Origin of the sequence: Methylacidimicrobium tartarophylax, assembly GCF_902143375.2 — a bacterium.
Classification (GTDB): Bacteria; Verrucomicrobiota; Verrucomicrobiia; order Methylacidiphilales; family Methylacidiphilaceae; genus Methylacidimicrobium; species Methylacidimicrobium tartarophylax.
This window is the reverse complement of the sequence record NZ_CABFVA020000076.1, coordinates 1-15,737: the sequence shown is the minus strand read 5'-3', so window position 1 is coordinate 15,737 and position 15,737 is coordinate 1. Positions and strand designations below refer to the sequence as shown.

Below are 15,737 nucleotides of genomic sequence, written 5' to 3'. Positions count from 1 at the left end.
TGCGGCCCGCCTTGCATCCAGGCCCATCCGCCGCGCCTCGGGTACGAACTTTGTGAGACAGGCAGGTCAAGCGCGCGAAGCCGCCTCCAACTGGGCCTGAATTGCCTTCGTCAGAGGAGGATTCACCCGCCAGTGGCCGCCATGCACATGGATGATCGCCCCGTCATAACTCTGCTGGAAGAGCCGACCATTTTGAAATCGGACGATGACGGTGACATGGACGCCTGCTTCCTCTTGATTGGTCCAAGGGTTGATCGTGGGCATCTCCACCTCGTTGACCGTGATCTCGTCCTGGACGATCCGGTATTTTGCTCTGGCCTCGGCGGGGAAGATGTCGTGCTCGAAGGCCGTTCGGGCGTTTTTCTTTCCTGGCCCGGTCAACGAACCGTACTGCCAAAGGTAGACCGCTTGATCGCAGCCGGCGAAGAGAGGCAAAAAGGGGAGAAGAAAGAGAAGACGTCGCATACCAGCTTCCTTTTCTGCCATCGTGCGGGGGAAAAAGCGAGCCCTCTTCGTCAGCTTCTGCGCGCCACTCGACCGCTTTCGGCGGCGAGCTTCCGAAAGGAGGCGAGAAGCTCCGCGTGCGGCGCTCGCCGCTGGTATTCCTCCAGGGGCAAAGAGAGGCGGGCAATCCAGTTCCGTTCCGCTCCCGGCAGATTAAACCGAGTATCGACTCCGAGGAGATCACTGACCAGAATGGAAACCATCCAGCTAGGGGAATCGAGCAACACCTGGAGCATGCGCCGATGGAGTTCCTGGGAGAATTCCCGTGGCGGGGTCTCTGGATTCCAGCCGAGGAAGCTCATCAGCCTCTGAAGCTCCAGCCAAGCATCATGCCCGTTTGGGCTCAACCACCGTTCGACGAGATCTCGGTAAAAACAGACGAGAGGAGGATGGTCATGGGTTGCATAGGTTGCCACGCTCAAGCGGGGATAGGCCGAAACGGGCAAGTAGGAGTGATCCTCCTCCCGCTCGAATATAGGGATCTTGAAGCCGGGAACTCCCAGCTCACTTAGGGCGGGACGAACGTAAAAAGGGACGAAGCCGAGATCTTCCGCAATCACAGCGGCCTCTCCGGTTTCCGCCAGGAGCCGATGGAGGAGCAAGACTCCTCGCGCCTCGTTGTGAGCGGCCGCATCGAGCTTCTCGTCGGAGGCGGGAATGAAATGAGGCACCCTGCCGCCCGCTCGGGCCTGTGCCTCCTCTGGACTAAGCGGAAGGAAGGCCGAGTTTTCTTCCGGTTTCCACGGAAAGGCGTAGATCCGGAAAAACCCGAGCACATGGTCGATGCGGAAGCCGTGAAAGATCTCCAGCGTTCGAGCGATTCGTTGCCTCCACCAGGAGAAGCCCTCCGCTTCATGCTTTTCCCAGGCGTAGAGTGGGATCCCCCAGTTTTGGCCCCACTTTTGAATGAATGCATCCGACTGGAAAAACCGTTCCGGGGGAGCTCCTCCGCACCAGCTGGTGTCGAAGAGGGGAGGGCTGGTCCAGACATCCGACCCATAGCGGCTGATCCCAAAGGGAATGTCGCCCATCAGCCGGATGCCGCGGGAGTCCGCGTAGTCACGGACCGACTTCCACTGGCGGTAGCCGACCCATTGAACGAAGGCATAAAACGAGCGCTTCCGCAAAAGCTCCCGCGGACGCTCGACCCGCAGCCAGGCAAGAGCTCTCCGATAGTGCGCGATTTCCGGTGGCCACTGGTCCCAACGTGGATCCCCTCCTTGCCGATCCAAAAGGGCTCGAAAGAGGGAATAGCCTTTGAGCCAAGAGGCGTGAGACCGGCCAAATTCCTGGAACTCTTTCCAACTCGGCGGCCTCTGTTCGGAGAAACGCGCAAAGGCCTTTTCCAAGAGCGTCTTCTTTCTCTCTTTGACTCGCGGATAATCGATGATATCGCCGATCGAAGCTTCCTCGATCCATCCTCTCGGGATATCTGCTGCCTCCAGGCCGGGAACCTCGTCGGGCTCCAAGGTGAAGAGAGCCGGTTCGAGAGCCAGCGAACTGATCGCGTTATAGGGGCTATTGTCTCCGCTCGTCTCGTTGATGGGGAGGAGCTGGAGCCAATGGATGCCGAGTTCCGCGCAAAAATCGATTGCCTCGCGCACCGCCCGAGCGTCTCCGATCCCCAGGTCACCGATTCGTCGCAAGGCGGAGACCGGTGTCAAGAGCCCGACGATTCGTTCCGAGAGATCGATACGCACGCCCTATTGGTAGCGGGTAGACGCCCCGGAGGACAAGAACCAACCGAGCGAGCAAAACGCAAGCAGGAGAGGGAAGACGCATTTCCAATCCCCTTGCTCTGAATCAGCACGCGGTGGGTTCGTCCGAGGAATCCCGGATGGGCCAGCGTCTGAAAACCTCCGGCGGTCAGACCGTCGGGAAGCCTTCCTTCGCAGCGTTCGCTCAAAGCGGAGAGAAGCCCCACGAAAAAGTGGTGCTGATCGACTAACGCCAACGTTTGTAATCCGGCTTCCTCCCCGACTCTCTGGAGTCTGCCGAAGTCGACATGGGCGGTCAGGTCCTGTTCCCCAGGATGGGCGAGGAGATCGCCTTCCCGGAGGTGACGGCGATAGGCCCGGAGAGTTCCGCCGGATCTCTCGGGAACGAAACGCTCCTCCGGAAGCAAGCCATAGTCGAAGGTAAAAACGAGTCCACGGTCGAGCAGTCTCCCCACCCGGCGCATCCATGAGAGAGCGTCGAGGCTCACCTCGACGACCCACCCCTCCGGAAGATCCGAGCCCGGTTCCGACAGGACGCCCTGCCATTGGCTTGCGCTGAAGAGAGGCTCTTCCGTGAAACAGAAGCGCCCTTCCTTCCACGTCACGAGGGTCTCGGACCAGCCGGTCCCCCTCCGGACGAGCCGGTGGACCGGAAAGCTATCGACCAGTTCGTTGGAAAAGAATACGCCGACGAGCTTTTCGGCTTCAGCCCAAGACTTTACCCAACGAAAGTGATTCGAAAGTTCCGCCGCGCTCACGCGCTCCTCCTGCTCCTTCCGCGACAGTTCCCTCGGCTCGACGATGGTGTAGCGGATTCGCGCCGCGAGGCGGGGCTCGTGTGCTCGGAGCGAGCCGACCAAGTCGCAGGCGAGCCATCCTGCTCCGGCTCCCTGCTCCCAGAGATCGAGGATCTCCGGCCGTCCCAGAAGGTCCCAAGCCTCGGCTACCGCTTCGGAAAAGAGACGGCCAAAGGCCGGGCCCGAGCTAGGCCCGGTGTAGTAGTCTCCCCTTCGACCGATCCGGCGGGAAGGCGATTGGGAGTAATAGCCGTAATGGGGGTGATAGAGGGCAAGCTCCATGAAGCGCGAAAAAGGGATCGAGCCCTCTTGAGCCAGGAGCGTCCGGAGTAGTTCGGCAAGCGGTGTTTCCCCTTCCTTCAATCGTCCCACTCTCATCCTTCCCGCAAGTGCAAGGCTTGGGCGAGAAGACGCAGCGCTCGCAGGGAAAGACTATATTCCTTGCGAAGCTGCTCGAGCCTCTTGAGCAGGAAGAGCGCGTCGTCATCAAAGAGGGGGCCCTGGGGTTTTTGCTCCTCCGCCTGAAGGAGCCCGAGCCTCCAATAGCAAAGAACCATTTCCGGATGGACATCGGCGAGCTCGGCCAGTGCCGCCGTGGAATATCTCGGTGGCAAGCTTTGGTAGAGAATCAACTCGACCGAGGGTCTGGAATCCTTTTGCGGTGACATCGCTCCCTTTCCTCGCCCGAGAGTTCAGCCGCCTTTGCTCCGTTCGGGAGGCGAGACCTGGGCAAGCTTCTCCCAAAGGGCCCGCTCTTCCGGGGTTGGGGATTTCGGCATCCGAATCGTTAACGTGACATAGAGGTCTCCCCGTCCTCCTTCTTTTCGCGGCATTCCGAGACCCGCCAAGCGGAACTTCTGGCCGGAGCTCGATCCGGGAGGAATCCGCAGGCGCGCCTTGCCTCCAAGGGCAGGGATATCGGCCTGGGTGCCTAGTGCAGCCGACCAAGGGGGAAGCTCGAGCTCGTAAAGAAGATCGCTTCCTTCGACGCGGAAGTAGGGGTGCTTGGCATAACGGATTCGGAGGAAAAGATCACCCGGGCGGCCGCCTGCCGGAGCCGGTTGACCTTGGCCCGCCATCCGGATCCTCTGCCCTTCTCGGACTCCGGCGGGTATGGAGACGTGATAGGTCTGTGTACGTCCGCCCGGTTTCCCGGATTGTTGCCGGCGCAGGAGAAGAGCCTTGGAAGTCCCGTGGAGCGCTTCTTCGAGCGTAATGGCCAGATCCGCTTCCACGTCGGCTCCCGCTCTCGGCATCCCCATTCTCGAAGGACGATGGTGTCCGAAGAGAGATCCCAAAGACCCTCCGTCGGCAAAGAAGGCTTCGAAGAAGTCGCTGAATCCCGTCCCGCCGACGTGGAAGCCAAAGTCCTCCGGTGTTTGCGTCCAGCGGGTGCCGGACCTCCATTGTGGCGGCGGTTGAAACTCCTGCCCTTCTTGCCAAGCAGCGCCGAGCTGGTCATAGCGCTTTCGCTTCTCCGGGTCCCCGAGGACCTCGTAGGCTTCGTTGATCTGCCGAAATTTCTCCTCGTCTTTTTTCTTATCCTTGGCGACGTCGGGATGATATTGACGCGCCAGCTTTCGGAACGAGGAGCGAATCTCCTCGGGGGAAGCGCTCCTCGGCACATTGAGGATCTTGTAATAATCACGGAATTCCATCTTTTCCTTACAGTCGGACGAAAAAGAATATGTCCAAAATCGGCTTAAACCCAATAGGGAAAACGGTAGCTCGCGGCGGCGGCTGGGAAAGCCTGGGTAGGATCAGCCGTGCGCGGATCAATTGCGAGCACTCTCTTTCCTGCGGACAGACCTTCTCGTGGGGGAAGCTGCGGGATGGCTCCTGGGTCGGGGTCATCGGTTCCTCCGCCTACCGGCTCATTCCCGAGCCGGACGGTTGCCGGATCGAAAGCCTCCAGGGAAATCGGCAGGCGCTGCTCGATTACCTTTCTCTCTCCCGCAACTGGGAGCAGATTCTCCAAGAACTCCCGTCCGATCCGGCACTTGCCGCCGCTCGATCGGCGGGTCAGGGACTCCGCATCCTGAACCAGGATCCCTGGGAATCCCTGGCGAGCTTTCTCTGCTCTCCCGTCAAGCCGATCCCGGAGATCCGTCGGATCACCTGGAAGCTGCGGGCGATCTGGGGAAGCTCCATTGCCGGAGGTCGATTTTTTACTTTCCCGACACCCGAAGCGCTCGCGTCCGCCAAGCAGGAGCGGCTTCTCGCCATTCGCCTGGGCTTTCGCGCGCGCTTCCTGCAAGCGACCGCCCGCCACCTCGTGGACGATCCGGACTTCTTCCCCAACCTTCGAACCCAATCCACCCGGGAAGCTCGCACCCGGCTCTGCGAGCTTCCCGGTGTGGGCGAGAAGATCGCCGACTGTGTGCTTCTTTTCGGACTCGGAAGGCTCGATTCCTTCCCCATCGACGTCTGGATGGAGAGGCTTTTGCGGCGTCTCTACTTTCCCGAACGGGCGCGGATTCCGACCAGAGAGCTTGCGGAGTTTGCCCTCACGCACTTCGGGCCGTACGGAGGCTACGCCCAGCAACTTCTCTACTTCTGGTACCGACAGACCGCCGGCCGCAGCCCCTCTCGGGAATTGGAACTCAGCCCGGAAGAAGAGGCGGAACTTGGCTTTTAGACGCCATTTCACAAGCCGCAGGAGAAGGCTTGGGAGACAGGCAGGCTAGACCGAGACCGGCTGCTCCGTGCCGTTGCGCATCGCTTTCACGAAATTCGTCCCCATGTCCCACAGGGGGCCGGGAAACTTGCGGAGATCGATCAGGACCGAGTCCAACGCATCCAGGAAACCATCGATCTCCTTGGTCCCGACGATCAGGGGAGGAAGCGCCTTGATCACGTCCGCATTGTTGGCGGCGACCTGCGTCAGGATGCGGTGTTTCGCCATCAACTGCGAAACGACGAGTTGGGGGAAGAGGCCGGGATCGAGGGCATGCACCGTCTTCCAAGCCACCTTGAGTCCCAAGGAACGCGGCTCGGCGAACTCGACGGCCATCATGAGGCCCTTGACCCGGATCTCTTTGACGATTTCGTGCTTCTTCTGGAGCGCCAAGAGGCCCTGTTCGAGTCGTTCCCCCATCCGCGCGGCGTTCTCCACCAGTCTTTCTTCTTCTAGGACTGAGAGAGCCGCTAATCCGCAGACGCAGGCCAGATTGTTCCGCCCGAAGGTAGACGAGTGAACGATACAGCGGTCGAGCCGGCTGAAAACCTTCTGGTAGATCGACCGGCGCGTGACGAAGGCTCCGCAGGGCACATAGCCGGCCGAGAGGGCTTTGGCGAGGGTCACGATATCCGGCTCAAGCCCCCAATGCTCGAAGGCAAACCACTTTCCGGTTCTCCCGAGGCCAGTTTGAACTTCATCGCAGACCAGGAGCGTTCCGTAGCGTCGGCAAAGGGCTTGGGCCTGCGCGAAATAATCGTCCTTGGGAAACTGAACTCCTTTACCCTGTACGGGCTCGACGACCAGCGCCGCCACGTCCCCCTTCCGTAGCTCCTGTTCCAGAGCGGCCAGATCGCCCAGAGGGACGGTTTGACAGCCGGGCAGAAAGGGAGCGAAACCATCATGAAAAAAGGGATTTCCGGTCAGGGAGAGCGATCCCATCGACAGGCCGTGGAAGGAGTTCCGGAGCGAAAGGAGTCGCGGCCGACCCGTTCCGGCCCGCGCAAACTTGATCGCGCCCTCGACGGCTTCCGTGCCGCTGTTGCAAAGGAAGACGGCATCGAGGTGAGGGGCTCCCTGGGCGGCGAACCGTTTGACCAGTGCTTCCGCCAAGAGCCCGCTCAGAAGCGCCGAGTCCATCTGGACCATGTTGGGCAGGTCCAGATCGAGGGCATCGCGGATCGCCTTCTGGGGCACGGGATGATTACGGCCGATCGAAAAGACACCGAATCCGCTGAGAAAATCCAGATACTCGTTGCCTTCCCGGTCGTAGAGATAAGCTCCCTTTGCCCGCTCGTACACCTTATCGAAGCCGATCACCTGCTGCACCCGGACTAGGGTGCAATTGAGATACTTTTGGTGGAGGGAGTAGTTTTCACCCATGCGGGAACGGACTAATCCCGAAAGATCAAAAGGCATACGACGCTTGTCTCCTCAAACCTGGCGGTGGAAGCGATCCATCTGTTGATCGAAGGTCAGAACGCTTTTGCATACTCTCCCGATCTCGCGTCGACAAGGGAAAAGTTATCGTCTGGTCAGGAGAGGAGGAGGAGCGTGGGAAAGAGGAAGGCGTACGGATCGGCGTTTCAGGCCAAGGTGGGGCAGCGCCCTCTTGGCCGCAGCGGTGAAGGCGGAACCGATCAAGTCTTACGACGCCACCTCTTTGTTGTGGGTGGCAATGCTGTCTTGGCTTGCGAGGGAAGCACCATCACGCCCTGCCGATTCGCTGCTTCGGCCAACTCGTGATCCTTGGTAAGAAGAAGCAAGTCTCGACGCGCGGCGAGTTCGAGATATGTGGCGTCGTAGGTTGTCAAGCCCTCCGCCCGCGCCATTGTCAGAATCTCGCGCCATGCCCGAGCGGTTGTCTCCTGATCCACCGATATTGGCAGCTCCGCGATGAGGTCCAATCGCATCGCGACATCGCTTGCGGTGATCCGGCCGCACCTCTCGGCTTGGGGGAGAACATTGCTCAACTCCAGGTACCAGAGAGCCGGCACGACTGCCCCGTCGTCCCGGACACGTTCTCATAGGACGTCGGTCTCGGGTGAAGCCTTGTCTTCGAAGAACCATGTCAAAGCGAGGGAAGAGTCGATGACGACTCCGCTCACGGCCGCCCCTCATCACGAAGCTCCTTCCAGGAGAGACCGGCAAGCGACGTCCCCTTGCGCAGCGCCCTCAGCTTCTCGAAGGCGTCGTTGACGCGCACGCGGTCGATCTGCTGCGCCCCCACGAGCCGGGTCACAGGTCTGCCATGCTTGGGATCACCACTTCCTTGCCAGCCGCCACCCGTTCGAGCAGCGTCGAAAGGTGCGTCTTGGCTTCAAAAGCACCTACGGTGATCATCGTTACCTTGGTCCAGAACTTAAACTAGTCTAAAAATCTAACTAGAAGTTCAGGCACGGGCAAGCCTGGTCTTGTGACCCATGCTGAATCTCCTCCGGCATGAATCATGGGGAGATTCCGATGCTTCAGGCCGTCCCGGCGGAGCAACTTCCTGCCGAGGCGGCCGAGAAAGGGCGGCGGCACGGCACAGGCCGGCCACCGCAAAGCCCTCTGGAAATAGGGAGGGGCGGTTGCCCGGTGCCGCCTTCTGGCGTAGATTAAAAAAAGAAGGACTCAATATGCCAATCAATGAAGGGAAGACAGAGCGCATTCTTCGCGTCATCGCGGGTCTCTTTCTCCTCATCCTGTTGCCCTTGACACTCCCCGGCGCGGCCAAGTGGTGGGGACTCGTGGGGTTGCTTCCGCTCCTCACCGGTCTTACCGGCTACTGCCCGGCCTGGACCCTCTTGGGGATTAACACTTGCGAGACCAGGCAGAAGGATAAAGAGCTATCCCATCGCGGGTAGAGCTTGGGCTCCCGAGGCCGTCAGTCCTTGGGCGACTGAATTCCTCCGGCGAAGACCCCGATGGCGGTGTAGTTGTCATTGTCCGAGAGGGCCGGTTCGCGCTGGTGACGAAGCTCCAGCATCCTGGCAAGCCAATCGGCGGCGTTCGCCGCGTGGAGAAGCGTCCCCTCCATCTCCTCTTCCCGAAGAGGAGCCCAGAAGCCGTCGGTGCAGAGCAGAAGCGCACTCCCGGGTTCGATTTCCCATTCCGGCGAGACCGAGGGCGTCGGGCGATCGGGGCTTCCTAGGCAGCCCAGGAGAACATTCCGGTTCGGGTGGCTGCGGACCTCCTCCGGTGCGATGATGCCCGCATCGCAAAGGGCTTGGGGGAGGCTGTGGTCCTTCGTTTGGAAGAAGACTTTCCCCCTGCGAAACCAGTAGAAGCGGGAATCGCCCAGGTGGATCGCGCGCAGGCGTTGTCCGTCGCAGACCGCGGCCACGATCGTCGAGCCCATCCGGGCAAGGTTCTCATCCGCTGCTTGTCGGACCTGGATGGTCCGGTCGGCTTGCGCAACATAGGAAAGGAGAGCTTCGGAGGAGAGGAAGGGGTCGAGCCGGAAGGATTCGAGAAAGGTCTCTACCGCGAGCCGGGAGGCGATCTCTCCTCCCTGTTCCCCTCCGAGGCCGTCGGCCACGACCCAGGCGGTCAGGCCGCCGCCGGCCGTCCAGTCGCAAGCATCTTCGTTATCTGCTCGTCCGCCCCGACCGGTGAGGGAAGCGGTGTCGAAATTCATCGATTCGAGTCTACAGGGGTGCTTTCGGGCGGGGGCTCCCCGCCCACCGGCTTCTCGGCTGTGACGAGCCGCGGCGTCACTCCGAGGATTCCGAACCAGAAGCGCCAGCCGAGGGGCCGGCGGCTGACGCGGAGCATCCCCGCTTCCTGGAGCCAGGAGACATACTCCTCCGTCCGAAAGAGGTCCGCGATCAAGAGCCGCCCACCGGGCTTGAGCACGCGAACCGCTTGGCCGACGGCCTGTTTTCGGCCCTCTTTGTCGGGAATGTTGTGGATGGCGAGACTGCTGATGACTAGGTTGAAGGAGGCGTCCGGAAACGGGAGCGTCCGCATGTCGCCCGTCTGGAGCTCGCAGCGATCGGCGACCCCTTCCGCCGCGAGGTTCATCCGGGCCGATTCCAGGGAGTTGCCCGACTGGTCCTCCGTTCGCCAGAGGTCAATGCCGACCGCGTGCCCCTGCGGCAGCAGCTTGCCAAGCATGCCCAGGATGGCACCGCGGCCGCAACCCATCTCGAGAATCCGCTCGTCCCCGCGCAGGGAGAGCCCTGCGAGCAGCTCCGCCCAGACGGCAAACTTTCCCCGTTTCGTGGAATAGAAGAAGCTCACGGGTATTTGAAGCAGGGCTACCCCGGCGAGGCATTCGAGAACTTGCTGGAAGAGCGGCTTGGCAATGCCCGGGAAGAGAGAGAGGCCGAGGAGAAGCAGGCCGGCTCCGGCAGGCCAGAGAAGACCCGCTACGGCTTCCCACCCGCCATCGATTCCATAATGGCCGCGGTGGGACGCGAGCCTGGACCGAAGCGCTTTTTGCGATTCCGAATTCATGCAGGCGGGCGGATATCTTAACCGTTTCGCCGGTTTTTCTCCATGCTTTCCCCTGGGCGGGTCTTCGGCAAGGCCGTCTTCCCGCTTCCGAGGCAAAACCAGCGACGCGGCGGCTCGACTCCAAAGCAGATAAACGGTACGAAGAAGAGAAGCGATGCGGCCTTTCGGGATGAACTCTTTCGCCGGGAAGCGGCTTCTGGCCCTGGTCCGGGGTGAGGATTATGCCCATGCGGGGGAAGAGGAGGCGATCGACCGGGTCTTTGAGAATCTGCCGAAACGGTCTGGTCAATGGCTTCTGGACGTGGGCTGCGGGCGCGGGGGAACGGCCAACTACGTGCGGCGAGGGGGCTGGGGACGGGTCGTGGGGATCGATCGGGATGGCGATTCCCTCGCGTATGCCCGCTCCCGTTATCCGGAAGTCGTCTTTGCTGCGGGCGACGTCTGTGAGGTGCGGCGCCTAGTCTCCCAGAGGTTTGCCCTGGTCTATATGTTCAATGCCTTTTATGCCTTCGAGGCGCAGCGCGAGGCGCTTGCCGCTTTGCGCCAGGTGGCGGAGGAAGGAGCGGGGCTCCGGATCTTCGATTATCTCGATCGCGGCGGCCTTCGACACAATCCGCTGATCGTAAACGGCAGGAGGATCATTCCCCATCCCATTGAGAGGGAGTCAATCTCCGGTACGCTGGAGGCAACCGGCTGGAAGCTCGTCTCCGCCGAGGATCTCCATCAGGAGTATGGCCGCTGGTACGCCTCTCTTCTCTCTCGGATCGAGGCGCGCGCCTCCGAGATCGTTGCCGTGGGGGGCGAGGAGGCCTTGGACCAGCTACGGGCCGTCTACCGAGGAATTCTCAGCAAGATCGAGCAGGGACTTTTGGGCGGAGTGCTACTGAGCTCTGTCGCAGTCGATCCTTGCTGAGCGGCACGCGTTCGGTTGGAGAAAAACCCGTTCTTCGTCATAGGCAAGGGAGGACGATTGGGTTAATGTACTGGCGGCAAAACCTTCGTGAAGCGGATCCTCATTTTCACGGCTGGCTTTGGGGAAGGCCATAACACGGCCGCACGCAATATTCAGGAGGCGTTGGAGTGGGTCGCTCCCGATGAGGCGCATGTCGAGATCGTCGATCTCTTCGAATCGTGCTATGGACGATTCAACGGGGTGATCCGGCAAGCCTACCTGACGGCCATCAACCGGACTCCGCTGCTCTGGAAGGGGATCTACTCGCTCTTCGACCGGACGACCATTCTAGAGGATGGGATCTCGGCCTTGGCCCGGATGCGGCGCTCTCTGGATTGGCTCCTGCGCGAGGTGCAGCCCGATGCCGTGCTCTGCACTTATCCCATCTACAACTACCTGATCGAGGAAATCTTCCGGGACGGCAGACGCAAGAACTTCTCCCACCTCACCGTCATTACCGATTCGATTACGGTCAACTCATTCTGGCATCGGGGGCCAAGCGATGCTTTCCTGGTTCCGAACGAGGAGACAGCCGTGGCGCTGCGCGCCGCAGGCATCCAGGAGAAGCGCATCCAGGTGTTCGGCTTCCCGGTGCAGCTCGATTTTCTGGAAGCCAAAGAGATCGGCGTGGGAGAAGAACTCGGAGCGGAGCCCCGGATCCTCTACATCATCAACTCGGGAAAAAAGAAGGCGACGAAGATCATCCGCCTCCTGCTGCAGCACCCGCGTTGGCGGGCGACCGTGGTCGTCGGTCGTGATCGAGCGCTCCTCGAAGAGGTGCTCCGTGTGGCCAAGGGATCGGAAGAGAAGATTCAGGTGCTCGGTTGGACCGACAAGATTCCAGAGTTGCTCCTCACCCATCACGCCCTGATCAGTAAAGCGGGGGGGGCGACCGTCCAGGAAGCCGTGGCGGCTCGGTGCCCGATGGTGGTCACGCAGATCGTGCCGGGACAAGAGGAGGGAAATTTCGATCTTTTGCGCCGGCGGGGCGCAGCTCTTTACGCGGAAAAGCCGTGGCAGATCATCCAGGTTCTCGAAGAGCTTTTCGCGGAGGAGGGGAAGCTCTGGAAGCGGGTGCGGTCGGCCCTAACGGGGATCAGCCGTCCCGACGCTTCGATGCAGATTGCGCGTTTTGTCCTCGATCGGGCGGCGATCGAAAATGCCGCCCCGGACAGCTTGCCAGGGTTTCCTCGAAAGGTCCGGGATCTTCTGTCGAATGGAGTTCCGCCGCCACGGGAATCAGCCCAGGTGCTCCTCTGCGACTTTCACGTTCACAGCACCTATTCGGATGGCCGTCTGTCCGTGGGGGAGATTGTCGATTTTTATGGCCAGCGGGGATTCGATTGCATCTGCATCACCGACCACATCGTCGACCGGACACGATTCATCGGGCGAGTCTGCCAACTCACCGGCCTCGTGCTCTCGCCCGATCTGGTCGGAGAGTACTTTGAGGCCCTTCATAGAGAAAAAGAGAGAGCGTGGCGCAAGTATCGGATGATTCTTTTTGCGGGGCTCGAGTTCAACAAGGATGGGTACCGCGCGAAAAGCTCAGCCCATCTTTTGGGAGTCGATCTCCAGCGGCCGATCGACCCTAGCCTCTCTTTGCCCGAGATTATCGGCGAGATCCGCGCGCAGGATGGTCTTTCGGTGGCCTCGCATCCTCACAAGTTTCAAAGCGTCTGGGGTCCCAATACGCTCTATCTTTGGGAGAACCAGGAGCAGTTTGCTCCTCTGCTGGATGCTTGGGAGATCGCGAATCGCGATGATCTCTTTGCCCCGATTGGATTGAAGCGACTGCCTTTCATCGCCAACAGCGATTTTCACAAGCCCAAGCATATCGATTCGTGGAAGACGGTGCTTTTTTGCGAAAAGGACTCCCAGGCGATCAAGGAGTGCGTGCGCGTCAATCGTAATGTGGCGCTGACCTTGTATCGCCGTCATCGGTTTGGGTCGCTGCTCCGCTGCCCGGAGGAGGAGCTTCTCCACGCATAGTGGCGTCGTGGAAGAAGAGAAGCTTGGCGCGTAGAGTTTGGGAAGAGATGGCGTGTGACCGGTCCGATCCTCGCGTTCGTCTCTGGCGGGCGTTCCTCGATCTTTCTTTGCCCTTCTGTTCCAAGGAGGCGCTCCTGACGCGGAGCGGCCTGAGCCCCGCCGCCTTGGAGGAGGCGATCCTGGCCCTCAGAAAATCCGGCCTTCCCCTGGCTGCGTCCGCCGATCGTGGATGGCGATTGGAAGAGCCGCTTCCCGATCTTTTGTCCGCCGTTGAGCTGGTGGCGCGTTCCGAGAACGAGGCGGCTTCGATCCGCTGGTCCGCCGTCTGCCTTGACCGGGTCGAATCAACCAACGACCTCCTTTTGCGCGAGGAGGACGCCGGCGCCCCGGAAGGGTTGGTCGTGACGGCGGAGCGGCAGAGCCGGGGCCGGGGGCGCTTCGGGCGCCGCTGGGAGTCGGATTCCTCAGGGGGAATCTACGCGAGCCTTCTCCTCCGTCCGAACCTCGCCTTGTCGCAGGCGCACCGCTTGACGATCCTCACGACCGTTGCCGCCGCCGAAGCGCTGGAGGAGGTGGCGGGCTTTTCCCCAAAGATTAAGTGGCCCAACGACCTGATTGGCTCCCAGGGAAAGCTCGGCGGGATCCTGACCGAGGTCGTCGGAGATGGGGGACGTTTGCGGGGCGGGGTGGTCGGAATGGGCATCAACGTCTCCCAGGAGAGCGGAGCATTTCCTGAGGAGATTCGCGGGAGAGCATCTTCTCTGCGGCTCGAAACGGGGCGGGTCTTTCGACGGGTCGAGATTCTGGCAGCTCTTCTCCGGCAGATCGGGCTGAGGTCCGGATCTGGTTTTGCGGAAATCCGCAGCCTCTGGGAGTGGCGTTGCGAGAGCTTGGGGAAAGTGGTGCGGGTGCAGCAGGGTGGGAGTCTGATCGAAGGTTATGCCCTCGGCTTGGATGAGGACGGGCTCTTGCTGGTGCGCACCGAGGCCGGAGCGATCGTCCCCCTCATCGCCGGTGAGGTGCTGGAAGCCGGTTAGCGAGCCTTGCGGTGAGTGCGGGGTTGCTCTTAAAATTGCTAGATGATCCCGCTCGAAGATGGCTTTCAGGATGTGATCGGAAAGGCGGCGCGTGGACTCGGGCTGGCGGATGAGGCCCTGGCCCGGGTTGCCGGAGTAACCGCGGATGAGGTGCGCCGCGTCAAGGAGGGCGAGTTTCATGAGCAGGTGATTCGCCGACTGGCGCCCGTTTTGCATCTGGGCGGCGATGCGCTGGTCGCCTTGGGGAAAGGGGAGTACCGGCCGCGTGCGGTTGGGACGATCCCCGGGTTCCTGGCGTTTAACACCCACTGGGCGGATATGACGGTCAATGCGTACCTGGTATGGGATCTCAAGAGCCGGGAGGCCGCTGCTTTCGACACCGGCGGCGACTGCACGGAAATGCTCGGGGCGATCCGGGAGCGCGGGTTGCAGCTCCAGTGCATCCTGATCACGCACGCCCACGGAGATCACATTGCTGCGCTGGATCGGCTGAAGGCGGAGACGGGAGCCCCGGCTTATGTGGGCGAACGGGAGCCGCTCGAGGGGGCGGATCCCTTTGTGGCCGGCAGAGAGTTCCGGATAGGCTCCCTTTCGATCCGCACGCTTCTGACGAGCGGCCATTCCCCCGGGGGAATCACCTATCTGGTTGCCGGAGGCGCGCGCTTGCTGGCGATCGTCGGCGATTCGCTCTTCGCCGGATCGATGGGAGGCGGCAACGTTTCCTACGCCGATGCGTTGCGGAATAATCGGGAAAAGATTCTGACGCTTCCCCTGGAAACCGTCCTCTGCCCGGGGCATGGACCCTTGACCACGGTGGGGGAGGAGAGGGAACACAATCCCTTTTTTGTCCCCTAGCTGTCCCCTAGAAAAAGAGTTCGCGGGGCGACGCGGCGAAGACCAGGGGTCGGCTTCGGCATTTTTTCTTGCCAGGAGGATTGCTCTCGCTATGGTAGCCGATGCTCGGCTCGGATGATGGGTTCGGGAGGGGGAGGACGGGAGACTGCGCTCGAGGGCAACGGCAGCGGCTGAAGAGCGGTGTCCTCATTTTCCCCGGTAGGAATCGGAAGGCCCGGAAAGGGCCGTCAGGAAATCTAGCAACAAGGAGATAAGTCGCTTATGAAACTGGTACCACTAATTAGTTCCGGTGTGGCGGGTCCGCTCGGGGTCCTCCATTTGCCCCGGTTTTGGCTGAAAGTCGTGCTGGCCGCGAAGGGACATTTGGCGGAAGGGTATCCCGATTGCGGCATGGGCTTTGACAAGATGACTCTCGATGCGCTGGGCTTGGACCAGGCTGAGACCCTGCAATACCTGCGCAGCGAGTGTCCCAGCTACACCCAGTTCGAGGCTTGGATCTTAAAGAAGAAGGGTGGCAAGATCGAGAAGGCAACCATCATCAAGCACAACTGTGCGGTCCTCGGGTATATCCATGATGCGGAGACCCGGCGTTCGATCGTCTCGGCGGCAGGGCTGCCGGACGACGGATCGATTCCGGACGCGGTCAACCTGAACAACCTGGACGATTGGACCGAATTCCACAAGTGGCTCAAGAGCCAGTAGTCACTCTGTTCCGGTACTGACCGGAATGGGTTTTTGCCGTACCCGCAGAGGCGGCCCGCC

The 15,737-nt window shown here is 61.1% G+C and carries 18 protein-coding genes; 7 read left to right on the top strand and 11 right to left on the bottom strand.

Annotation, left to right across the window (positions count from 1 at the left end):
- Nucleotides 1-66: 66 nt before the first annotated feature.
- Genes MAMT_RS07120 through MAMT_RS07100 form a run of 5 tightly spaced genes read right to left on the bottom strand, consistent with a single transcriptional unit; the run spans nt 67 to nt 4,677 of the window.
- Entirely contained in the window at nt 67-465 is a 399-nt protein-coding gene (locus MAMT_RS07120) for a hypothetical protein (protein ID WP_246186577.1), read from the bottom strand.
- 50 nt (nt 466-515) lie between these two features.
- Nucleotides 516-2,204, bottom strand: a complete 1,689-nt coding sequence (locus MAMT_RS07115) for a 4-alpha-glucanotransferase (RefSeq protein ID WP_142660293.1) — start codon at nt 2,202-2,204, stop codon at nt 516-518.
- The gene (locus MAMT_RS07110) at nt 2,165-3,391 is read right to left on the bottom strand and encodes a class I SAM-dependent methyltransferase (RefSeq protein WP_178086992.1); all 1,227 of its coding nucleotides are present in this window, start codon (nt 3,389-3,391) and stop codon (nt 2,165-2,167) included. The genes MAMT_RS07115 and MAMT_RS07110 overlap by 40 nt, the downstream gene beginning before the upstream one ends.
- A gap of 2 nt (nt 3,392-3,393) precedes the next feature.
- The gene (locus tag MAMT_RS07105; protein ID WP_142660291.1) at nt 3,394-3,687 is read right to left on the bottom strand and encodes a hypothetical protein; all 294 of its coding nucleotides are present in this window, start codon (nt 3,685-3,687) and stop codon (nt 3,394-3,396) included.
- A 24-nt stretch (nt 3,688-3,711) separates the two neighbouring features.
- Nucleotides 3,712-4,677: a DnaJ C-terminal domain-containing protein gene (locus MAMT_RS07100; protein ID WP_142660290.1), complete on the bottom strand. Its 966-nt coding sequence runs from the start codon at nt 4,675-4,677 to the stop codon at nt 3,712-3,714.
- Nucleotides 4,678-4,706: 29 nt separating this feature from the next.
- On the opposite strand from MAMT_RS07100, the gene MAMT_RS07095 reads away from it, so the two are divergent.
- A complete protein-coding gene (locus tag MAMT_RS07095; protein WP_142660289.1) occupies nt 4,707-5,657 on the top strand; it encodes a DNA-3-methyladenine glycosylase family protein in 951 nt (316 codons plus the stop codon).
- A gap of 45 nt (nt 5,658-5,702) precedes the next feature.
- Here the strand turns inward: MAMT_RS07095 and MAMT_RS07090 are convergent, their stop codons facing one another.
- The 4 genes from MAMT_RS07090 to MAMT_RS11885 all read right to left on the bottom strand — a co-directional run bounded on the left by MAMT_RS07090 (nt 5,703) and on the right by MAMT_RS11885 (nt 8,039).
- Entirely contained in the window at nt 5,703-7,115 is a 1,413-nt protein-coding gene (locus MAMT_RS07090) for an aspartate aminotransferase family protein (protein ID WP_142660288.1), read from the bottom strand.
- Nucleotides 7,116-7,336: 221 nt separating this feature from the next.
- On the bottom strand, nt 7,337-7,693 hold the full coding sequence (locus MAMT_RS07085) for a type II toxin-antitoxin system VapC family toxin (RefSeq protein ID WP_246186576.1): 357 nt from the start codon (nt 7,691-7,693) through the stop codon (nt 7,337-7,339).
- A 107-nt stretch (nt 7,694-7,800) separates the two neighbouring features.
- Entirely contained in the window at nt 7,801-7,938 is a 138-nt protein-coding gene (locus MAMT_RS11825) for a hypothetical protein (protein WP_342799826.1), read from the bottom strand.
- Nucleotides 7,935-8,039 carry a type II toxin-antitoxin system Phd/YefM family antitoxin gene (locus MAMT_RS11885; protein ID WP_369334544.1) on the bottom strand — a complete coding sequence of 35 codons (105 nt, stop codon included), beginning with the start codon at nt 8,037-8,039 and terminating at the stop codon, nt 7,935-7,937. The genes MAMT_RS11825 and MAMT_RS11885 overlap by 4 nt, the downstream gene beginning before the upstream one ends.
- 278 nt (nt 8,040-8,317) lie before the next feature.
- On the opposite strand from MAMT_RS11885, the gene MAMT_RS07075 reads away from it, so the two are divergent.
- Complete coding sequence (locus tag MAMT_RS07075; RefSeq protein ID WP_142660287.1) at nt 8,318-8,545, top strand: YgaP family membrane protein; 228 nt, start codon at nt 8,318-8,320, stop codon at nt 8,543-8,545.
- Between the two features lie 20 nt (nt 8,546-8,565).
- Here the strand turns inward: MAMT_RS07075 and MAMT_RS07070 are convergent, their stop codons facing one another.
- On the bottom strand, nt 8,566-9,318 hold the full coding sequence (locus tag MAMT_RS07070) for a PP2C family protein-serine/threonine phosphatase (protein ID WP_142660286.1): 753 nt from the start codon (nt 9,316-9,318) through the stop codon (nt 8,566-8,568).
- Nucleotides 9,315-10,139: a class I SAM-dependent methyltransferase gene (locus MAMT_RS07065; protein WP_142660285.1), complete on the bottom strand. Its 825-nt coding sequence runs from the start codon at nt 10,137-10,139 to the stop codon at nt 9,315-9,317. Before MAMT_RS07065 ends, MAMT_RS07070 begins: the two co-directional genes overlap by 4 nt.
- Nucleotides 10,140-10,308: 169 nt before the next feature.
- Here MAMT_RS07065 and MAMT_RS07060 point away from each other — a divergent pair, with 169 nt between their 5' ends.
- From MAMT_RS07060 to MAMT_RS07040, 5 genes are all read left to right on the top strand, one after another.
- Nucleotides 10,309-11,052 carry a class I SAM-dependent methyltransferase gene (locus MAMT_RS07060; RefSeq protein WP_178086991.1) on the top strand — a complete coding sequence of 248 codons (744 nt, stop codon included), beginning with the start codon at nt 10,309-10,311 and terminating at the stop codon, nt 11,050-11,052.
- A gap of 87 nt (nt 11,053-11,139) precedes the next feature.
- Nucleotides 11,140-13,083 (top strand): MGDG synthase family glycosyltransferase, encoded by a 1,944-nt coding sequence (locus MAMT_RS07055; protein WP_142660283.1) that lies wholly within the window; start codon nt 11,140-11,142, stop codon nt 13,081-13,083.
- Nucleotides 13,084-13,130: 47 nt separating this feature from the next.
- Nucleotides 13,131-14,120, top strand: coding sequence for a biotin--[acetyl-CoA-carboxylase] ligase (locus tag MAMT_RS07050; RefSeq protein ID WP_142660282.1), 990 nt, complete (start codon nt 13,131-13,133; stop codon nt 14,118-14,120).
- 42 nt (nt 14,121-14,162) lie between these two features.
- A complete protein-coding gene (locus tag MAMT_RS07045; RefSeq protein ID WP_142660281.1) occupies nt 14,163-14,975 on the top strand; it encodes an MBL fold metallo-hydrolase in 813 nt (270 codons plus the stop codon).
- A 261-nt stretch (nt 14,976-15,236) separates the two neighbouring features.
- Nucleotides 15,237-15,677 carry a DUF5069 domain-containing protein gene (locus tag MAMT_RS07040; RefSeq protein ID WP_178086990.1) on the top strand — a complete coding sequence of 147 codons (441 nt, stop codon included), beginning with the start codon at nt 15,237-15,239 and terminating at the stop codon, nt 15,675-15,677.
- Nucleotides 15,678-15,737: the final 60 nt, after the last annotated feature.